Consider the following 16583-nt stretch of genomic DNA (forward strand, 5'->3'; position numbering starts at 1 on the left):
AGAGCGCCGACAGTCAATGTCACTCCGGGAATCCCTCCGCTTCAACCGGATCATCGCGCTGACGCATGAGCCAATAGACCCCGCCCAGTGCCAGAAGTGCGGCGGCCAGCGCGCCAATCCGGTAAGGATCCGTGTTCGGATCAAGAATGATGAATTTGCGCGCGATCGCGAGCAAAGCGATCAGTACGACCGTTTTCACCTGCACGATATGATCGCGTCGAAGCATCACGCGGATGATGGAGTGCTTGAACTCCATCGCAATCAGCAACGTCATGATCATGCCAAAGACCGTCTGGAACACAGCGTGATCCAGCGGGTTCAGCGCTTTCAACAGGAGCAATGCGACTACCGCGCGGATGAGTTGCCACAGTGATATGGCAATGATCACGGAAATGACGATGCTCAGAATATGAGCAACAGCCTGTTCGAAGCGTTCGTAAAAACCGAGGACGTGCAGCTCCAACCGGAGCGCGTCCATCGCCCTGCGGGCCCTATCCCTTTTCCCATTCATAGTTAGCTGCCTTAATCCCACAGTGCCGCCGGGCGGCGTGGCGAATAGATGCCACGCCGCCCGGGCACGCTACCGTTCGACCCTACGCGCCGAAGAACTCATTTGATCTCGATCTTCCTGACCGCGGAGCCGGCGGAAGTCGTTTTTGGCAAACAAAGCGTCAGGACGCCCTTGTCAAACTTTGCATCCACCTTGTCGACGTCGACCCCATCGGGCAGTGGAATCATGCGAGTGAATGAGCCGTACGACCGCTCCAGCCGGTAGCAGCCGTTTTCCTCGCTCCTCGTGTCCTGCTTCTTCTCGCCACGCAGAACGAGGACGCCGTCTTCGATGGACGTCTGCAAATTCTCGCGATCCATGCCCGGCAGTTCAGCGGTGATGCGCAGCGCGTCGCCGTCATCGACGACATCGATGCGCGGCTGGAACCGCGATGAACTGAAGTCGCCGAACCATCGGTCAAGACCGTTGACGTCTGCGGACGGATCGTGCAGGAACTCGCCCATCGCCCGCCACGGGTCCAATGAGAAGAACCGGGACACATCGGGCCACTCGGCCAGCCAGTGCTTCGACGTTGGTGCACTGGGCGATGATTGCTCGCCGTTTTTTTCGGTTTGCGTTTTGCGCAGGAATTTGAACGGGTTCCATTTGCTCAGATCAGTGTTCATTTCATCCTCCAACAAATTGCAAGATGATTGACGTTCGGTGCACGTGGAAAAGTCCGACCTCGCTCAAACGTGCTACGCGGCCAAACCCAACGCTTGCACCGATTCACCCCATACACCACGATTGATCAGTTGAACGGCGTATTGCATCGCTTCGCGCTCAGCTTCCTGCTGACTGCGCCACCGTTCGCCGTAGCGCGGCAGGTGCCAGTCGGCCAGCACGTCGCCGTTCATGCAGATCTGCACGATCGCCACATAGCCGTCAGGGGCGGATACCGGCGTGTGAATGTATCGAACCGGCACGGGGCGGATGTTGATTTGATGCCCTTTCCAGAACTCTTGTGTGACGCTTTCCATTGCAAACTCCCAGAAATGCGATGGTGGCGCCCAGCGGCGCGCCACCAGGTTTCCTCATTGTCGTAATGGTGTGCTCCGGGTTACCCGACCCTGACCTCAATGCGACGAGGCTGAGCCTTTTCACTGCGCGGAATGCGCAGCTTCAGCACGCCGTCCTGCAGGTTCGCTTCGATCTTTGCCGTGTCGAAGTCCGGACTCAGCGTGAAGGCCCGGAAGTAGCTGGGCGCCGGCATTTCGGCATGCCGCAGCCGCAAGCCGTCGGGTGTCGGCACGCGCGCCTCGGCCTCGATCACGAGGTTGCCGTCCTGCACCTTCACATCGAGCCGGTCCTTCGAAACACCGGGTAGATCGGCCACAACCGTGATGCCCGTCTGGTCCTCGAAGACATCGACGGCCGGCACGATGGTTGCCCTGCGTTCCGCGGACTTCGCCTGCGTGCTCGGCGTCACGCTGGTTGGCTGTTCGCGTTCGATAACTTGAGTGGTATCGCTCATGGCTCTCTCCTCAATCATTGGACCGTAATCGACCGGGGCTTCGACGACTCGTGCTTGCTCACCGTCACGCACAGACAGCCGTCTACATAACGCGCCTGCACCTTGTCAGGGTTAGCGTTCTGCGGTAGTTCGATGACCCGCCTGAAGGTGCCGGCGAAGCGCTCCCCGGCGTAGACCTTCCGGTCGCTGTCGCCGTCGGGCGTTGCTGACTTACGCTGGCCGCTGATCGTCAACAGGCCCTTGTCGATCGAAACATCGAGTTCGTCCGGCTTCATGCCGGGCGCGAATGCGACGATCTCGATGGTGTCGTCGGTGACGCCGAGGTTGACTTGCGGGAAAGTACCGCGTCTGATGGAGCGGATGCTGGACGGGAAGCCTCCGAAGAGTTCATCGATCTGCCGCTGCAAGCGGTTGAACTCGCTGAAGAGGTCGCTCCCGAAGTAGAGATCACTCATGGTCGTATCCTCCTTTTCAAACATGAAAGGAAGGCGAACGGGCGCACGCGCTCCAGTTCGCCTGCCAAGCCTCTGACAAACAAATCGAAACACGCAGCGCGATAACGCGACTGCCTGAGCGAAACCCAGAATAGGAACGCCCGCGCAAAATTTCAAGGGAGTGCGCCGGTTGGTCGCAGCAGCGCGAAGGCTGTCGGGACGCTGTGAGTTTCGCTCACTGAATCGGCGGCACGGAGCCGAGCTGAATCACGCGGCCCGATGCTGGTGGGAAAGCCATCGAAAAGGCTGGCGACCTGCCCTGCCCCGTGATGCCGAAACCGCGCCGGGCCGGTCCGCGCGGACGCACGCTGTACCGTCTGGGCAGCGTGCGGCGCATCATCGTCGGCTAAAACATTTTGTTACAAACTGGCCGTTCAGCGGCCTCTTGAAGCAGGCGGAGTGAAACCTTATTTCGCTATCCGCCAGCACGCTGGCACGGCTGCGCCCCACCGCGGGCGTTACCCATCTCGCTGTTCGCGCGCAGCCGGATTCCTTTTTTTGGTGATCTGTTTTCCCTCAGGAGATGGCATGACCGATTTCCGCGAAGCATTCCCGGACCTCAACTTCTGGGGTACCGCTGATCACATCGCCGAGGGGGACTATGTAGTCGGCCGGCGGGAGGGTGGCGGCACGCATAACGTCCGGCGTTCAACGATTTCCTCATTGGATCGTGCCGACTACGACCTGCCGGAAAATGCGCTTCAGCGGCACGACCGTGCTCCGGCTCAAAGACGGCAAGTTCGTTGAAGAAATCGGCTTGGATGACAGTGAGACCGCCCAGCAGCAACTCGGACTCATCAATCATGGCTCCTCGTCTGCTATTTATTCCGCTCCTTCGCGCCCAGTATGCCGGGCTGTCCCTTGCTCAGCCATTGCTCGCCTCGCCAACATGCCCAAAGTGTGCATCTCCTTTTCAACGTCCGGGGTCCACGGACGACCATAGTTAAGCCGGATGTGACGGCGAAATTCGCGGCTGCATGAAAAGATTGCACCGGGTGCTATCGCGATTTCGTGCGCTTCCGCCATCTCGAACAACTGCACTGCCTCGACTCCTTCTGGAAGTTCCACCCATAGAAAGAATCCGCCCGGCGGCCGGACCACTAATGTCCCCTGCGGGAAGTACCTGACGACGGCGGCCACCATCCGGGCCTGAAGGGAAGCCAGTTCGCGACGCAGTTTGCGTAGAAGCCGGTCGTAGTCCCCATGCTCAAGGTAGTCGGCGATTGCGCATTGTGCGGGCACCGACGCCGGGGCCATCGTCAGCCAACGCGCGTGCTCAATTCTCGCGGCGTATCGTCCCGCCGCTACCCAACCGAGGCGCAGTCCAGGCGCAAGGCTCTTCGAAAACGAACCGCAGTGCAGCACGAGGCCGTTAGAATCGAAACGCTTCGCCGGATACGCGGGCGTCAAGCCAAAATGCAGTTCGCGGAATACGTCGTCCTCGATTAGCGGCACGCCATGTTTTGCCAGCAGCCTCACGAGCGCCTCCTTCCGTTCATCGGAGAGCGTCGCGCCGGTAGGCTGGTGCAGCGTCGTCATAAACCAGCAAGCCCGTACGGGATGATGCCGCAACGCCTCCGCTAATGCGCCGAGGTCGAGTCCATGGTGTGGATCGACAGGGATTTCCACGGCCTTCAGATGCAGGCGCTGAACCGCATCTTGCACAGCATGGAAAGCGGGCCGCTCTATTGCGATGGTGTCTCCAGGCTGCGTCAGAACCTGCAGACACAGTATCAGTGCATCGAGCGCGCCGCTCGTCACGACAACCTCATCGATTGGAACGGTAACGCCTGTGACAATGTAGCGCAGGGCGATCTGGCGACGCAGATCTGCTTCCGCCTTTCCCGCCGACAAGGCATTCCGGGAACTCGCCATACTCCGGGTCGCCGCAGTCAACGAGCGCGAGATCCGGCCAAACGGGAACAACTGGGCACTTGGCTCCGAAGAGCCAAGCCCCGGATGCGCGCATCGACGTTGAGCCTTCATGAAGCGGATAACCAGGCTGTCGCCATCAGCCTCGTCAATACTGCGCTTCGAAACGATCATTAGTGATTTCGGTAGCGCAGGCCGACTTGCGACGAAATAACCAGACCGAGGTCTTGCTACGATCAGGCCTCGTCGTTCGAGCGTGTAGTAAGCCTGGAAAACCGTTGAAGGGCTGACGCGATACGAACTGCTCGCCTGGCGCACCGACGGGAGCCGCACGCCGGGCTCAAGCGTACCGCTCGCAATCAGGTTTTCGAACTCTGCCGCCAGCTGAAGATAGCGCTTCATTATTATGTCATGCTAATTAACTAGAGTTGACTCGGGTCGCTCCGGTTGCGGGCGGAATGCCTCATTTAGAAATTTCGGACCCGCCAGCCGAGCACGGTTGCAGCTCCCGCCGGCTTTGAGGACGGGGCGTTGGCGGTCTGGAGAAATGCCTTCAGCCGGCTGGCACCGAGTGCACGGCTGTAGAAGAAACCTTGACCGAATTCGGCCCGGCTTGCCCGCGCGATGTTGTGATGCGCCGCGTTCTCAATGCCTTCGACCACGACCACGGCGCCCATCTCATGGCCCATGCTCGTCAACGCACTGATCTGTCTGGAGCGATCATCGGGATCCATTCCCAACACTTCCCTGTCAATCTTCACCATTTCGAAGGTCATGTCTGCCGGCAGTTCAAGTCCGACGTCAGTGGGACGCACGCCCGACAGGGCAAAACGCATTCCCATATCACGCGCCTGCGCCATCATCGGGATGAGACGTTTTCTGAACTTCCTCGCGCTGCCTGCGTCGATCTTCAGTATTAGCGGTGGAAGACCGAGGGAGCCAACGTCACCCAGGTCCCTGATGAACGCGGAATTTACCAGGTAAGAAGCGGGAGCGGTAACGCCCAGGTAGAGCGATTTCGGAACGCCGATTTCCCGCAGATCCTGAGCGGCACGCGACAGGACGAATCGCGTCATTGGCCCAATCAGGCTACTGCTCTCAATGAACTCCATGTAGTGGGCCGGCCCCAGCGCGCCATATTTCTCGTTTTCCCATCGCAGTAATGCTTCGACGCCGACACACCTGGCCCGCCGCACGCCAACGACAGGTTGATACTCAACATGGAACCGGCCACGACGCAGCCCTGCACGCGCTGCACGCAGCAGGGACTTGTCGTAGCGAAACCACCACTTGAGGGCCCAACCGACAACAACGACCAAGGCCCCCACCAGGATCGGCCACAATATAAATCCCAATATGGTCCATACTGAAGTACGCTGCGTAGTAGTGCTCGCCGAAGGCTGCACCGAGACGAGCGTGTCGGTGCCGATCGAAGGCGATCCCGCTCGCGTTTCACAACCTCCACCCGATGGGCAATCCAGGGTCTCCATCGCTGGTTCCGGCAACTGCTCCGCGCGGTCGACCCGCGACGCGGTACCGGCCACTGCGTCAGAGGCCAGACGGCCGCCTCGTTCTGCCGCCGCATGGTCCCTGATTTGCCACCGCAGTTCCCTAAGCAGCGTCACAACGTTTGGCCCCGAGCTGGCCATCGCAGCAGCGGTGCCGGTGGCATCGGCACGCGTGTCGTCCAGCGAATCGCAAGTATTAGTCAGTACAGCCGTCGGGCCAGCGACCGGTCCGGCAAGGACGGCGGGAATAACGGGCAACTGCGCAATGGACGCGCAGGCTGAGCCGAAGCGAATCGGGGGCGCTGGTGGACCGGTAAGCCAGTCCGTCAATTGCTGCCAGACGTTGCGTTCAAACGTAAGACTGCGACTGGAACCAGTGTCGGTCGGAGCTGCAAGAGCGAGTGAGGTGCCTGCGCAGGCGACCAGCACGACTGCCATACCTCGTCTCCATGCCCGACGGAGCGCGATGAACGCGCTGCAACTGATGGTTGATACCGGGAACCCAAATGCCATTGATTTATCGTTAAAAAATTTCGGCTTTAAAATCGCTATCGATTGGACCGCTACGCGTAGGCGAAACATCGAAAGAAGTGGAAACTGTCTGCGCCGCACTTTGCCAGCGTGTGCCCGTCAGCAATAGAAGCAGATTGCAAAAGAAAGGCCGTATCAGATTGATAAGCGGCTTTCTTCTAACGTTAAGTGTGTGTGCTACCGGGGCGGGTCCGACGCCCGCAACGGTGTTATCTGTGAGGAGTACAAGTTGAAACGGTACGAGCGGCTAGCCGACCAACTCAGTGAGCTCATCAAGCGCGGTGATCTGCCACCCGGCGCGCGTATCCCTTCGGTTCGCGCGGCATGCAAGGCTTGGGGCGTGAGCCCCGCGACGGTATTTCGTGCCTACTACCTGCTCGAAAATCGGGGCATGATCAAGGCGCGCCCGCGTTCAGGCTATTTCGTGTCGGCGACTTCCAGAGAATTACCGCAGCAAATGCCCTGGACCTCCCTGGGTACCGACCCGAAGACCGTCAATATCAGCGACCTTGTCTTTGAGGTCCTCAAGACGATCAGGCAGCCCGAGACGGTCCCACTTGGTTCAGCGTTCTTGAGCCCTGCGCTGTTTCCGATGGCGCGCGTCGGAAAGTCGTGCGCGACGGTCAATCGTTCAACGGACCTAGCCAGCATGGTTGACGGACTGCCGCCAGGGCACGAAGGATTGCGCCAGCAGATTTCGTTGCGTTACCTGATGGCGGGCATGACGGTGCCCGTCGACGAGATAATCATTACGAGTGGTGCACTCGAAGCCCTGACACTAAGCGCCCAGTTGCTCGCCGCTCCAGGCGACGTGATCGTGATCGAAAAGCCGACGTTTTATGCAGCGCTGCAGGCTATCGAACGTCTGAGGCTGAACGTAGTGGAGATTCCTGTTGACCCGGTGGAGGGTCATGATCTGGATGCGCTCGCGCGGGCGCTGCAGCAACATCCGGTTCGCGCCTGCTGGTTCATGACCTCGTTCCACAATCCGACCGGGGTGACACTGGACGATTCCAGGAAGCAGGCGCTGGTTGATCTGCTCGCCAAACACGACGTGCCGCTCATCGAGGATGACGTCTACAACGAGCTGCACTTTGGCCCGGACCCGGTGCGTCCGGCCAAATTCTTCGACCGGAAAGGTCTTGTCATCCATTGTGGATCGTTCGCGAAGTGCCTTGCGCCCGGATATCGTATCGGCTGGGCGGCAGCCGGAAGGTTCGCGGGCGGGCTGGAACGTGCGAAATGGATGACCACGCTATCGGCCAGCATGCCGGCGCAGCGCGCAATCGCCGACTATCTGGAGCACGGCGGATATGAACGTTTCCTGCACAAACTGCGTCGCGAGTTGGCCCATCAGCAATCGCAGATGCTCGACGCGATTAGCCGGTACTTCCCGGCCAATACGATGGCGACGAGGTCTGACGGCGGTTATTTCACATGGGTGGCGCTACCGGATCACGTAGACTCGATACACCTCTTCCAGGCTGCGCTCAACAGTGGCATCAGCGTCGCGCCCGGACCTATCTTCTCTGCGGACGGCGCCTTTCGACACCGTGTGCGTCTAAACTATGGATACCCGTGGTCGGCACAGCTCGATAAAGCGGTCGCGACACTAGGCGCCCTGTGCGCTGATGAATCGCGTTGTGGCGCAAAGCTGGCCGGTCCGGTGCAGCCGGCATGACGCGGGCGTCGATTTCAACCGTGCATGCCGGCCGGTGAATCGTGAAGCTCGAGCACGACAATACGCGCCTTGCCCGCGACTTTCGCACGATACATTGCGGCATTCGCCGCGCGTAACAGGGCTTCGCCACTGAATGACGCTGCCTGGTCGCGCGGTAGCATGCCGATACTCGCCGATAACTGGACGACCTTCGCCCCGAACGTTATGGGCTGGCTCAGCGTCAGCAGGATTGCGCGTGCAATTTTCTCCAGTGCAGCACGATCGATTGCAGGGCCGGTCAGCAGCACCGTGAACGCATCCCCGGCATGCCGCGCAATCAGATCCCCGCCACGCACGCAGCAGCTAATCCGGCGCGCGGCTTCAACAAGTACTTCGTTGCCGCACTGATGCCCGTATGTATCGTTGACAGCCTTGAAGCCGTCCAGGTCGATAAACATAATGGCAGCCACACCGTCGCCTCCTGCTGCGCATGCCTCCTCCAGCCTGTGGAGGAACGAGCGTCTGTTAGGCAGGCCGGTCAGCGCGTCGTGGAACGCCTGATGCCGCATGCAATCGAGCAACGCCCTTCTCTCAGTCACATCCTGCACCAGCAGGTAATACCCGTCAGCCGACTGATCGTGGACGCGACGCGGCACCAGCACACCGCGCAGGATACGTTGGCTCCCGTTAAGCGTCGCTCCGACCTCGTACTCGACCCTTTCGCCGTTGAGCACGCGTTGGACGTACGGCTCGATGGCAGCAACGTAGTCAGCGTCGAGAACCTCATGGGTGAGCCGTCCCGTGATCTCCTCCGGGTCCAACCCCAGCCACTCGCGATAGGTTGAGTTGGCAAACTGAAGACGTCGCTCACCGTCGACGTAAGCGACCAGCACCGGCAGATTGTCAGCGATGGCGCGCAAATCTGCGCGCGTGGCCCCCAATTGTCGCTCGGCGGTCGTCAGCTGCTCATGCGACCTGCGCAGAACTTCCGAGGCCTCATGTGCTGCCCGATGCAACGCAGCCTCCCGCGCATCGCGCGCGGTTTTTTCCCGTTGCTCCGCCTGGGTATCGTGAATGACAAACAGCCAGCCTCCGTCGCGGGTCGACGCCGCCTGCTTCAATGCCACCTGCACTCGCGCTGGCTTACTTTGCTTGTTGCGCAACCGGAACGTTACGTCGAGCGTCAGGACCTCGACCCCTCGCCCACGATTGAGTGCCTGCACGACCTGTTCAAGGCTGGTCCGGTCGCTCGCATCCAGCAGATCGAGTATGTTCGTTTTCGTCAGCGGAGCACGCGAGTGCGCGAAGAATTTCACGCAGGCATCATTCATGCGACGCCACTCCCAGTCCCTTCCGATATGCGCAATAGCGACCGGTGTCCGATAGAACGTCTCGACGTACAGCGCATGCTGGGCCTCAAGCCGGTCGATCACCTGAAGCACCTGCAAACGATCAGGGCTGTCCAGCTGGCGCAGGCCAACTTCGTGCTCGATCATTTGCCCGAGGTCTACCAGCATCTGACGCTGTTCGCGCGTGAAGCGCCGCGGCATCGCGTGCATCGCGCACAGCATACCGATGGGTTTGCCGCACGGAAGACGCAGCGCAATACCTGCGAAAAAGCGGATGCCCGGTTCGCCGATTGCCAGTGGCCCCTGCGCAAGCTTCGCATCAGACAACGCGTCCCTGACGACGAACGGGTCATCGCATTGGAGCGTCCGGCAATAGTATGTCTCCACATGCGATAGCACATCCCGATTGCACCCACTTGCACCCATGACTTCTGGCTGACCCAAGTTGTCCAGAAATATGACTGATATCGGTAAATTCAGCGCGCGCGCAGCGATGCTGGTCATGCGCTCAAAGTACTGATCGTGGTTGCTTTCTGGTGGCGGGTTGGCGGTGGCTAGTTGTCGTTGCCGCTCCGCATCCATGGTGCATTCGTCTTTCACGCTCCATGCTCCATTCGGGTCACACCGTGTGGTGTATTTATCGACGTCCTCGCCGACGCAAACGCACGCAGCTGATCAACTGCCATCGGCTTCCCATACCAGTATCCCTGTGCGAGGTCGATTCCCGAGCGCTGTATCACATCGTGTTGTGCAGCGCTCTCGATGCCTTCCACGACAACTTTCGCCCCAAGCGTATGCACCAACGCGGCGATTGACTTCAGAAACAGGGTGCGCGCTTCGCCGCGCATGGCTAGAAATCGCCGGTCGACTTTCACCTGATCAAACCGGAAATCCCAGAGTAAGTCCAGATTGCTGAAGCCGGTGCCGAAATCGTCGAGTGACAGGCGTACGTCACGCTGCCTCAAGTGGCTAAGCGCCGCGATAACCCGCGGTGTGCGCTCGACGCAGTTGCGCTCGGTGAGTTCCAGAACCAGGCGATCTAACATTGGACCGGCGGACTCACAGATATCCTCGACAAAGCTTTCCTCCATCAGATGCCGCGCGCAGATATTTACCGATATATGCCAGTCCTGAGCGAACGGTACCTCGGTCAGTGCGTTATTCGCCTCGCGTAGTACGAAACAGGTCAATGCGCCGAGCAGACGCGTGCCTTCGAGCGCTCGAATGAACCGCCCCGGGCCTTCGGCTCCGAACTTTGGATGACCCCACCGGAGCAGGGCTTCCACACCCACGCAACGTCGCGTGTGCGTGTCCACGATGGGCTGATAGACAACATGGAACTCCCCGCGGCGAAGACCGATGCGCGCCGCGCGCCGCAATCTCGCTTTTGGGGAGACCCCGTAACCCCCGTACACAAGCGCAACGCAAGCAGACAACGCGACGGCCGGCACAGCGGCGTCGTGAACTCCGATCAGGGTGGCCGCCAGCAAAATAGCTAGGGCCGACACAACGGTGACGGTCACGACCTCGTCAAGATGCGCGTCGAATACAGGTCGCAGCCGGCGCAGTCGTGCTGTGTAGCGTTGAAAGGAACGCATGAAGTTGGCTTCGCGCAGTTATCTGTGTCGCGTACTATGACCTGACTGCGTTTCGAAAACGAGTAGCAGTTACGTGTCAAAACATGCGTATCAGATCCGCCGTCACACGCGGGATAAGTCGGCGCGGCAATTCGCCCACCAGGATGTATCTCGAAAAACAGAGCATGCATCTTGAGAAAAATCTCAAACCTGGGATGGTGAGACAAGAACGGATTATCCAAGATAAAGACATGGCAACTTTGAGTGACGACGGCCGATCGGGACATATTGCGCGTCTCAAGCCAGTTGATAGCTTGCAGAGTTAAACCTTCCTGAAGATGTCGCCCCAGCAGTGGTGCATCGCTGGTCAAGCCAGAACTCTCTCATCCTACGACGCGGGCCGTCATCCCTTGTGGTGGCGAGTTCCGTGTGGACTTCTCCCCGTCTACCGTCGCGAGCTCGGGACGATTTCAGGCCTCAGTCCGGCATCGACAAAGGCAGGTTGAGGGACGCACGACGAGAAAGCCAGACACCGGGACGGTATCGAGGGTCGCCACAGACATCCATCAACCCGCGGAGCACCGCCATGATCCGCCGAGCGCCGATACGTTCGCCGAGCGTCAATGGGCCAAACGGGGTAACCCAAATGTCCCGTCTTTTTGCGCGCGGGCGGCCTTCTGCTGGCTGCGCAAGGCGAACGCGTCCTGATCTTCACGACTTACCTGATAGTCGTCCGTGACGTTCTCAGCAGTTTCCGGCATCGAATCGACGCCGTATTGCTTCTTCATTAGCGCATTGACAAAGCGCCAGCCGATGGTCGTATCCTGGATTTGCGCCAGACGCGAGAACCCGCTTGTCGCCTTACCCAATACAAAGGGCGCGCGACTCATGCTTTCGACACCACCCGCAATCAGCAAACCCGCTTCGCCCGATTTGATTGCCCGCACCGCAATGCCCACCGCATCCATACCCGAACCACACAAACGGTTCACGGTAGAACCTGGCGTGCCAACCGGCAGGCCGGCAAGAAGCGCCGACATGCGCGCGACGTTTCGGTTGTCCTCGCCCGCCTGGTTCGCGCAGCCGTAGATCACTTCTTCGACGCCTTCCCAATCCACGTCCCTGTTACGCTCGACCAGCGCGCGCAAAGGTACCGCGCCCAGATCGTCGGCGCGCACAGAAGACAGCGAGCCTGCGTAACGACCGATCGGCGTGCGAATTGCGTCACACAAATATGCTTCAGTCATGCCAGTCCTCTCCATTCGAGTTTACGTTCAGATCCCTACGGCCCCTCTGTCAAGCGCCCTGGTCGCCCGACGTTATTGGTCTCGTGGTATTCCGAAGAAGTGCGTCGCCGGCGCTTGGGCCAACGGTTCGCGGGTCGGTGTCTGCAACAGTCAATGGGTAGCCGCTACATTGATCTGGAGCAACCCCGCAGCGTTAGGGTGCCGCCGCGCGAAGCAGTCGAAGCTCGATGCTGTGTGCCCTCATGGGCAAACAAGGGTGTGTGCGGAGCAGGCGCTCCGCTACCCATAAAATCTGGTTTGAAACTACAGCTTACGTTGATCGCCGGGGGAATCCTGGTCAGCCACCGCCGACTAATGAATGTGGCTGCCACCGTTGACGTCGATGGTCGCCCCGGTGACATAGCCCGCCAGATCCGACGCGAGGAAAAGGCAAGCACCCGCAATCTCCACTGGCCGACCAGCACGCTGAAGAGGAATGGTCGTGGCGATCTCCTTCTGCCGCTCTTCGGACAGCCCGTCCAGCATGCCTGTTTCCGTCATCGACGGGCAGACGACATTGGCACGGATCCCCATTGGCCCGAACTCCCGGGCGATCGTGCGGGTCAGACTAATGACGCCACCTTTTGATGCCGCGTAATGCGCACCGCCGACCAGACCGCCCCCGCGTTGTGCCGCGACCGAAGCAACGTTGACGATGGCGCCGCGCTTCTGCTCAGCAAACACCGCAAGCGCGCTCTTGCAGAGATTGAACGTTCCCTTGAGGTTCACATTCATGATCCGATCGTAGTCGGAGTCCTCTATTGTCAGCATCGGCTGGGCTTTAACAATCGCTGCGCTGTTCACGAGGCAATCAACCGCTCCGTAGCGAGCGCAGACCTCATCGAACAGACGGATGCAATCCTCACCGTTGGCGATGTCGCATCTGATACCGGTCACGTCGGCATCGCGGCCAGTCTTGGCATCGATAGAAGCCTTCATTTCGCTTGCCAGGCCATCATTCATGACCAGGTCGACAGCGACGATTTTTCCGCCGTGTTCCGCGAACAGTTCTGCAGTCGCATATCCGATTCCCCTGAGCGAACCCGCCCCGACGATCACACAAACCTTGTTTTCCAAAAGCATGTCTCTTACTCCGTTTCGTGCCGATCCGCAGAGCGCGAATTAGCGTTTGATGTCGAGGTGTCGGGTTTCAGGGCTCGCAATGATGGCGATGAGCGAGGCGCTGATGACAACCGCGCAAAAGGCAGTGATGACCCACGTCTGCCCGTGCGCACGCTGCAGCAGCCAGGCGCAGATGAATGGTGTGGGGCCACCCATCAGCAGATTCGCGCCGGTGTATGCGGCCGCGGAGCCGGAATAACGGACGTTGGTTGGGAAAGGCTCCGCAAAGAAAGCTGGCTGCACGCCTGACTGGATCTGGAGCGATCCGACGAACGCCGCCATTGCGAAGAAGATGAGATACCAGCTCTTGCTGTCGAGGAGGGTGAAGTAAGACAGCGCGATCGCAAGCGTCAACACCGATGCAATCAACATGGTTGGCTTACGGCCGATCCGGTCACTCACCGCACCTCCTGCGATGACCGTGAAAATCGCGAAGACGTTCGCGCCCATCAGGCAAAGAAACGCAGTCTGACTTGGCAGTGCGAGATTCTTGGTGATATAGCTGAGCGAGAAAACGGTAATCACGTAGAAGCACGCCGTGGGGGCGCACCAAACTACGAGCAGTCGAAGAATCGTCCCCGGATACTGAGCGAACGCCTTGATCAACGGGACGCGTTCCTCCTGGCCTTTGGCATGTGCCTGCACGAAGGCCGGTGTCTCTGAAACCCGAAGACGGATATAGATTCCGACGATGACCAGCAGGAAGCTCAGAAGGAACGGCACACGCCATCCCCAGCTTTGAAACTGCTCCGCGCCGAGGGTGCTTGTCAACACGAACAGCATCCCGCTCGCCAGCGCCGCGCTCAGCGACGAACCGGTGTTAATAAAAGATCCATACAGGCCTCGCTTGTTCTGCGGAGCGTGCTCCATCGTCATCAGTTGGGCGCCAGTCGCCTCGCCGCCGAGCGCAAAGCCTTGCAGGAAGCGCAGGAGAACGAGACACAACGGTGCCGCAAAGCCAATGGTCGCGTAGGTCGGCAGACAGCCGATGAGGAACGACGCCGCGCCCATCAGCGACAACGTATAAAGAAGAATGTTCTTTCGTCCGATACGGTCGCCCAGCATCCCGAAGAACAGGCCACCAAGCGGGCGCGCAAAAAAGCCGATCCCGAAGGTCGCGAACGCCGCAAGGATGCCCATGTTGGGGTCCATTTGCGAAAAGAATATCTTGGGAAAGACGGTCGCCGAAACCGCACCGTATGCAGTGAAGTCGATCCACTCCAGCGCCGAACCTACCGTACTCGCGACAGTCGCGCGCTTTGCCATCGAATTCGTTGGCGCGGCGGGCATGTCCATAGTTAGTGTGTCCCTCATCGGGATGTCTCCTGTTGGAAGATTGATTTTGCTTTGATAACGAAATGGAAGGGGTAATTCGATCAAGCGTGGCTGGTCAGGCGTCGCACACATCCAACCGGAGAACGGGCACAACTGAGTGGCCTGCATGCAGGAGGCGCAGCACCCGGGCCCGGTTGCCAAGTGGCGACGGGACGCCGCTGCGCCAGCTACCCCTAGCGAGCAAACACGTTCGGTTGGTGTACTTCGATCACGTTTCCATCCGGATCCTGAAGGAACACCTGGTGCCAACCGGCAATCGCCCAACGACCGTAGTCCGAATAGCGAATGCCACGCTCATCGAGCCGCCGCTTAAAGCCCTCAATGTCGTCAGTGCGGAAGCAAAAGTGTCCACGCGCCATCGGATTGACGATCTGATTCATCTTGAAGCCAGTATCCAGATCCCGCTCCGCCCAGTGAAATTCGATGTCGCCATCGCTAAGGAAGTCGACCTTGCCGTTGTAGCCCGTAGTCGTGCTTTCGGCGTTCACCCGAGCGTGTTCTTCGTCGTTGATAGTGCCGAGATCGAACAGCGTTTGATAGAACTTGGTCAGGCGAGGAAGACTGTCCGTGCACAGGTTGAGGTGGTGAAACTTGAAGTTCATGTCGTGCCTCTTCAGGGGTCAAAGGATGCGCTTGGGTGAGCAGGAAGGCATGAAGCGTCATATGCAACTGCGCTGCTCCGGTCGAAGCTCTGTTCTCATGTTCAAAGCTTAATGACAAGTTATGTCGTTTCACTGGTGAAGTCAACTATGCATAGGTGCAAACACCTACAAGTATTTTCACGTATGCGCCAGTAGCGCGAGTTTGCTATTCTCAGGCTTGATTCTCGGCATCTTTTGGGATTTTCAGGTCTTTCGATCGTGTACAAACTAGGGATGCATCAAAATTGGCCTGCGTCACACCGAAACGCCAGATGCATGGATGAATTGAAAGCGCAATCAGCCGCCACGGCATTCAGCGGGCGGGGGCAGATACAAGGGATCGGAGGACTTGGGTTATGAAACGTGACGTCAACCTGGACACTTCCGCTGATGAAGCGGGCGCCCGCAGCTATTCGGCCCCAGCGCTGGAGAAGGGCCTCGACATTCTTGAGGCGCTCTGCGGAAGCCAGCATCCGCTGACCCAGAAGGACCTGGCCGGCCAGGTGGGTCGAAGCGTGGGCGAGATTTACCGAATGATTCAGTGCCTGGTGAGCCGCAACTATGTCGCGCAGATCGACGACAGTTACGCAATCACCACCAAGCTATTCGAGCTTTCGCACCTGAATCCACCAACACACCGGCTGCTGCTCGAAGCGACGCCAGTCATGAACCGGCTAGCAAGCGAGTTCGATCAATCCTGTCATCTGACGGTCTATAACCACGGCAAGCAGGTCGTGGTGGCGAAAGTCGATACGCCGAGCGGAATGGGATTCAGCCTTCGGGTCGGGTCGGATCTGGACGTGTTGATCTCTGTGTCGGGACGGGTTTTGGTCGCCTTCCAGGATGAAGAGACACGCAAACTGCGGATTGCCGAATCGCTGCAGCGAAGGCCAGACCAGGCGGATCCGCAGATTGACGCCGTTCTGGACTACATTCGGGCGCGCGGCTTCGAGTCCGCCCCCAGTTCGCAGGTGAGGGGCCTATATGCGCTCAGCTTTCCCGTACTGGATTCGAGGAATCACGCAAGCGCGGCGCTGACGATTCCCTATGCGGAACGAATCGACCAGGCGCAGCGCAAGCCGGTCAGCGAGATTCAGGCGGCGCTGGAAGAGGCCGCCAAGACTATCAGCGGGCGCATTGGCGGAGGTGTGCCGGATTCCAGGCAGCGGCATGACTGATGGCAA

Annotated in this window: 14 protein-coding genes and 2 pseudogenes; 3 read left to right on the forward strand and 13 right to left on the reverse strand. The window is 59.4% G+C overall.

Annotation, left to right across the window (positions count from 1 at the left end):
* Nucleotides 1–19: 19 nt before the first annotated feature.
* The 5 genes from PQR32_RS14310 to PQR32_RS14330 all read right to left on the reverse strand — a co-directional run bounded on the left by PQR32_RS14310 (nt 20) and on the right by PQR32_RS14330 (nt 2479).
* The gene (locus tag PQR32_RS14310; RefSeq protein ID WP_408227532.1) at nt 20–478 is read right to left on the reverse strand and encodes a phosphate-starvation-inducible PsiE family protein; all 459 of its coding nucleotides are present in this window, start codon (nt 476–478) and stop codon (nt 20–22) included.
* Nucleotides 479–609: 131 nt separating this feature from the next.
* Nucleotides 610–1176, reverse strand: coding sequence for an Hsp20/alpha crystallin family protein (locus PQR32_RS14315; protein WP_408227535.1), 567 nt, complete (start codon nt 1174–1176; stop codon nt 610–612).
* Nucleotides 1177–1248: 72 nt separating this feature from the next.
* Nucleotides 1249–1530, reverse strand: coding sequence for a hypothetical protein (locus tag PQR32_RS14320; RefSeq protein WP_408227538.1), 282 nt, complete (start codon nt 1528–1530; stop codon nt 1249–1251).
* A gap of 80 nt (nt 1531–1610) precedes the next feature.
* Entirely contained in the window at nt 1611–2024 is a 414-nt protein-coding gene (locus PQR32_RS14325; RefSeq protein WP_408227540.1) for an Hsp20/alpha crystallin family protein, read from the reverse strand.
* A gap of 14 nt (nt 2025–2038) precedes the next feature.
* Nucleotides 2039–2479, reverse strand: a complete 441-nt coding sequence (locus PQR32_RS14330) for an Hsp20/alpha crystallin family protein (protein WP_408227543.1) — start codon at nt 2477–2479, stop codon at nt 2039–2041.
* Nucleotides 2480–3046: 567 nt separating this feature from the next.
* Here PQR32_RS14330 and PQR32_RS14335 point away from each other — a divergent pair.
* A pseudogene (locus PQR32_RS14335) lies at nt 3047–3317 on the forward strand (ester cyclase); the annotation flags it as partial.
* A 23-nt stretch (nt 3318–3340) separates the two neighbouring features.
* Here PQR32_RS14335 and PQR32_RS14340 read toward each other — a convergent pair.
* Together PQR32_RS14340 and PQR32_RS14345 are read right to left on the reverse strand one after the other, a co-directional pair.
* On the reverse strand, nt 3341–4792 hold the full coding sequence (locus tag PQR32_RS14340; protein ID WP_408227546.1) for an aminotransferase-like domain-containing protein: 1452 nt from the start codon (nt 4790–4792) through the stop codon (nt 3341–3343).
* A 65-nt stretch (nt 4793–4857) separates the two neighbouring features.
* The gene (locus PQR32_RS14345) at nt 4858–6336 is read right to left on the reverse strand and encodes an EAL domain-containing protein (protein WP_408227549.1); all 1479 of its coding nucleotides are present in this window, start codon (nt 6334–6336) and stop codon (nt 4858–4860) included.
* 322 nt (nt 6337–6658) lie between these two features.
* Between PQR32_RS14345 and PQR32_RS14350 the strand changes: the two genes are divergently transcribed.
* Entirely contained in the window at nt 6659–8110 is a 1452-nt protein-coding gene (locus tag PQR32_RS14350) for an aminotransferase-like domain-containing protein (RefSeq protein ID WP_408227552.1), read from the forward strand.
* A 14-nt stretch (nt 8111–8124) separates the two neighbouring features.
* On the opposite strand, the gene PQR32_RS14355 is transcribed toward PQR32_RS14350, so the two are convergent.
* From PQR32_RS14355 to PQR32_RS14380, 6 genes and pseudogenes are all read right to left on the reverse strand, one after another.
* Nucleotides 8125–10038, reverse strand: coding sequence for a diguanylate cyclase domain-containing protein (locus PQR32_RS14355; RefSeq protein WP_408227555.1), 1914 nt, complete (start codon nt 10036–10038; stop codon nt 8125–8127).
* Entirely contained in the window at nt 10035–11036 is a 1002-nt protein-coding gene (locus PQR32_RS14360; protein ID WP_408227558.1) for an EAL domain-containing protein, read from the reverse strand. The genes PQR32_RS14355 and PQR32_RS14360 overlap by 4 nt, the downstream gene beginning before the upstream one ends.
* 626 nt (nt 11037–11662) lie before the next feature.
* Nucleotides 11663–12262 (reverse strand): annotated as a pseudogene (locus PQR32_RS14365) (thiolase family protein); the annotation flags it as partial.
* 351 nt (nt 12263–12613) lie between these two features.
* Nucleotides 12614–13384 carry an SDR family NAD(P)-dependent oxidoreductase gene (locus PQR32_RS14370; RefSeq protein WP_408227561.1) on the reverse strand — a complete coding sequence of 257 codons (771 nt, stop codon included), beginning with the start codon at nt 13382–13384 and terminating at the stop codon, nt 12614–12616.
* A gap of 39 nt (nt 13385–13423) precedes the next feature.
* Entirely contained in the window at nt 13424–14719 is a 1296-nt protein-coding gene (locus tag PQR32_RS14375) for an MFS transporter (RefSeq protein ID WP_408227564.1), read from the reverse strand.
* Nucleotides 14720–14931: 212 nt separating this feature from the next.
* Entirely contained in the window at nt 14932–15360 is a 429-nt protein-coding gene (locus PQR32_RS14380) for a VOC family protein (RefSeq protein WP_408227567.1), read from the reverse strand.
* A 395-nt stretch (nt 15361–15755) separates the two neighbouring features.
* Between PQR32_RS14380 and PQR32_RS14385 the strand changes: the two genes are divergently transcribed.
* Entirely contained in the window at nt 15756–16577 is an 822-nt protein-coding gene (locus PQR32_RS14385; RefSeq protein ID WP_408227570.1) for an IclR family transcriptional regulator, read from the forward strand.
* Nucleotides 16578–16583 lie beyond the last annotated feature (6 nt).

The sequence above is a fragment of the Paraburkholderia dipogonis genome (genome assembly GCF_046027395.1).
GTDB classification, from domain to species: Bacteria; Pseudomonadota; Gammaproteobacteria; order Burkholderiales; family Burkholderiaceae; genus Paraburkholderia; species Paraburkholderia dipogonis_A.